We start from the raw sequence: 3,935 nt of genomic DNA, 5'->3' as shown, positions 1-3,935 counted from the left end.
GCCGAGAGAACCATCAAGGCTTTGTGGGACGCCGTCGGTCCGCTTCTCGACCTCTTCACGCCAGCCGAATGCGTAAACTACTTTAAGGCCGCAGGATATGAACCGGATTAAACAGGACGTGCTCTAGCGGACTCTTATCGGCGTTCGTCCGAATTGCTGTTTGCGGCCGGTAATCGGACGTTCGCCCGTCGCAAGAGTCAGTCGAGGAATTGAGCTTTTGGCATAACGCTTGCGACTGCCGGGCGTTCGCGATTTGGAAGTACTGCTATGGAGCGAGCGTCTTGAGGCGACGTACGTCATCAGCAGCCTCGGCCAACAGCCAGTCGCGGAATGTCGTGATTTTGGGGAGCTTCGACGCCGCTTTGGGGCAGACGATCCAGTAGGTCTTGGACAATCGCAGAGCCGTGGCGAATGGTCTTACAAGGCGCCAGTTGATGAGGTCCCAACCCGCAAGCGTTGAAGAGCTGATCGTTGAGATGGCTACGTCACGGCAGTTGCCGATGCTCTTTGATTTCCCAGACGCAGAAGAAGACAACGTCATATTGCTCGCGCTTGCGCGCGCATCCTGACGCCCCCATCCGATCCTCAATCCACACGATTCGTCCGCTGGCTTGTGCCTCGTGGAACCGAACTGGCTCACGACAGGCAGTTTCTGCCGGTAGTCGTCACCTCCGCAGGATGGGCCTCTCGAGCGTAAGGCGACACCGCAGCCTGGTAGCGGTGCGCAAGCCAGGCAATCCCTGGGTCGACGTCCCAGAATTCAATGTGCACAGCAGGGGCCGCTTTCATCCCGCGCAAAAGCGCCATTTTCATCAAAAATATCAAATGCTTGGATGTCCGCATCTTTGCTGCGGCGTGGAACAAGCGGAATGATCGCCGCCGATGCCGGTCCGGGCCACGATTGAATGAGGACTTCATATCCGCAGCATCGCCCGCTTCTTCAACAGTATCCGCCAGGCGGACATTCACCGAGCGGTCGTCTGTCCGGACGTTGCGACAAGTCTCAAATTCCGGGACTAAAAGCCTAGGATGGACCGGCTACATACTGACGCCAGTTGTGACGTTCCTTGAAGCCCAGAACCTCGCGGATCTTGCGATTGGAGAGCGGAGCCTCCGAGGCCTCCAATTCCCGGGAGAGGGGAGTATTGGGCGCCCATTTACGCAGGAATTCCGCCGTAGGCTCATATGCGGTGATTTCGTCGTTGACGGCATTGAATACCTGAAAGCCGAGACCGTCCCTACGGACGCAAAGATCGACGATCTGACCCAAGTCGCGCGCGTCAATGTAGCTCCAGGCATTTCGTTTGCGCGATGGTGGATCAGCCAGAAAACCCGGGAAGCGCTGATACTCGTGCGGCTCGATGACATTGCCGATGCGCAAGGCGTAGATATCGGCGCCTGAGCGCATGGCAAAGGCGCGGGCGGTCTTCTCGTTGACGACCTTCGACAAGCCGTAGCTGTCCATCGGGTCGACGTCATAGTCTTCCTCGAGCGGGAAGGTCTTGTAATCCTTATCCCCTTCCGCGAAGCAGACGCCATAGGTGGTTTCGCTCGACGCGATGATGATCTTGCGGATGCCGAGCTTTGTCGCCGCCTCGATGACATTGTAGGTCGAAACGACATTGGCCTGGAAGGTGACGTTGTCGGGGCGCAACAACAAGGCGGGGATGGCGGCAAAATGCACGATAGCATCCACCGGCGCAGGCCCCTTGCCGGTGGTGAGCCCGCTGCTGTCGAAATGCATCGACAGCGCGTTGAAGGCCTGCCCGCTGTCGGTGAGGTCGGTGATCAACGTCCTGACACCGGGATGGGCGAACGGTACCAGATCGAGGTTGAGCACCTCGTGGCCGTGCTCCAGCAAGTAGGGAATAGCGTGCCGTCCGGCCTTGCCGGTGCCGCCGGTAAAGACGATGCGCTTGCCTGGGGTATCGGATGCGGACATGCTGAGATTCCTTTGATGTTTTTCGATGCGCGGTTCGCATGCCGCCAAAGTCAGCGGCCACCCTCGATCTTGCGGTGGCGCTGGCTTATGCCGCCCGATCCATAGGGATATTCCGGCATTTCCGGTTTGCTCGCCGCGTTGAGTTCGGCAATGTTTTCGTCCGTCAGCGTCAGCTTGGCTGCACCGAGATTGTCGGCCAGTTGCTCCCGTGTCCGGGCCCCGAGAATAACCGACGTGACCGCTGGCTGTGCGGCGACCCATGCCAGCGCGACCTGCGCCATGCTTGCCCCAAGCGCTTTTGCGGTATCTTCCACCGCCTCAATCACGTTCCAGGTGATCGGCTTGGCATTGCGGGCAGCGAACGCTTCCATGCCGCGTTTGGGGTTCTCGCCAAGGCGCGTGGCGCCCGCCGGCATCTGGTCGCGCGTGTACTTGCCTGAGAGCCATCCGCCGCCCAGAGGCGACCACGGCAGCAGGCCGATACCGGCGTCGAGCGAGGCCGGCACAAGCTCATGTTCGATGTCGCGAACCAGCAGGTTGTACTGTGGTTGCAGCGTCACGGGTGGCATGTAGCCATTGGCTTTGGCCAGCCACGCCGCCTTGGTCAGATGCCAACCCAGGAAGTTCGAAAACCCGTAGTAGGCGATCTTGCCGTTACGGATCGAGTCATCGAGAAAGCGCAGCGTCTCCTCCAGCGGCGTCAGCGCGTCCCAGGCATGCATCTGGTAAAGATCAAGCTGCTCGACGCCCAGGCGCATGAGCGAGGCATCGAGCGCTGCCCCAAGATGCTTGCGCGACAGGCCGAGATCGTTCGGTCCTGCGCCCATGGGGAAACGACCCTTGGTGGCGATCACCAGATCCTTGGCGATTCCTGGCTTGCTCTTGAGCCAGCGGCCGATGATTTCCTCTGACACGCCGGCGCTGTAGACGTCGGCCGTATCGATGAAATTGCCGCCGGCCTCGACATACATCCATAAGCGCGAACGATGTAGCTTCGTCGGACTCGTGTCCAAAAGTCATGGTGCCGAGGCAATAGGCCGAGACGACGGCGCCACTATTGCCGAGCTTGCGATATTCCATGTTATTGCTCCTTCAGGGATCTTAATAGGGCCTATCGCAATGCGGGTCCGATGCTATCGTCGTGGCCATTGGTGGCTACCGAGGCATCGCGCAAGCGCAGCACCAATTGATGCGCCGGTGATGTGAACCGCGTTGCTGTAGAGATCCGACATTGCCAATGTTGTTTGTGCATGTCGTCATCCTCGCAAAATGCGCTAAGAAGGCATTGATTAGTTTGCTTTCGCCTTTGTTCAGACGTTGCCGTCCGTCAACGACTGTAGGGTTCGGCATCGAGAACATTGCGCACCATCCGACCGTTCAGGCTGCCTTTGATTGAGCTCGCCAGAGGTCGACCCCGCCCTCGGTTGCGTACCCGTCGATTTTGCGGAGTTCTTCGGCATTGAATTCCAGATTCACTAAAGCGCCGAGGGAATCATCGAGTTGGGCCACGTTGCGCGCGCCTACCAACGCGCTCGTTACGCGTGAATCTCGCAAGGTCCACGCGATCGCCATCTGGGCAAGTGTCTGCCCGCGGTCGCTTGCGATCGCGTTCAGTCCGCGGACACGCTCTATGTTTGCATCACTCAGCAACTTTGTGTCGAACGAGCCGCCACGCGCTGCACGCGCGCCGTCCGGGACGCCATTCAGATACTTTGATGTCAACAACCCCTGAGCCAAAGGCGAAAATGCGATACAGCCGGCACCAAGCTCTTCCAACGTATCGAGCAACCCGTCCTCAATCCAGCGGTTCAGCATGGAGTAGGACGGTTGGTGGATAAGCAGGGGAATTCCTTCCGCGCGCAGGACGCGCTCGGCTTCCCGAGTCCGATCTGGCCCATACGATGAAATGCCGACGTAGAGCGCCTTGCCTTGCCGCACCATCTGCACGAGCGCGGCGATGGTTTCTTCGAGCGGAACATCTAATGTCGGGCGG

General features: G+C 59.2%; 3 protein-coding genes and 2 pseudogenes. 1 reads left to right on the top strand and 4 read right to left on the bottom strand.

Features of this window, described 5'->3' with window-relative positions:
• Window positions 1-111 (top strand): annotated as a pseudogene (locus tag B5V02_RS27925) (IS630 family transposase); the annotation flags it as partial.
• Window positions 112-636: 525 nt separating this feature from the next.
• On the opposite strand, the gene B5V02_RS27915 reads toward B5V02_RS27925, so the two are convergent.
• The 4 genes and pseudogenes from B5V02_RS27915 to B5V02_RS27900 form a co-directional block, all read right to left on the bottom strand.
• Window positions 637-969 carry a hypothetical protein gene (locus tag B5V02_RS27915; RefSeq protein WP_111547279.1) on the bottom strand — a complete coding sequence of 111 codons (333 nt, stop codon included), beginning with the start codon at window positions 967-969 and terminating at the stop codon, window positions 637-639.
• Between the two features lie 55 nt (window positions 970-1,024).
• A complete protein-coding gene (locus B5V02_RS27910) occupies window positions 1,025-1,942 on the bottom strand; it encodes an NAD-dependent epimerase/dehydratase family protein (RefSeq protein WP_111547280.1) in 918 nt (305 codons plus the stop codon).
• Window positions 1,943-1,992: 50 nt separating this feature from the next.
• Window positions 1,993-3,022 (bottom strand): annotated as a pseudogene (locus B5V02_RS27905) (aldo/keto reductase).
• Between the two features lie 297 nt (window positions 3,023-3,319).
• The coding region (locus B5V02_RS27900) for an aldo/keto reductase (RefSeq protein ID WP_208647150.1) at window positions 3,320-3,935 on the bottom strand (616 nt) is incomplete at its 5' end.

This window comes from Mesorhizobium kowhaii (assembly GCF_003253745.1).
Taxonomy (GTDB): domain Bacteria; phylum Pseudomonadota; class Alphaproteobacteria; order Rhizobiales; family Rhizobiaceae; genus Mesorhizobium; species Mesorhizobium kowhaii.
This window is presented reverse-complemented; position numbering and strand designations above follow the sequence as displayed.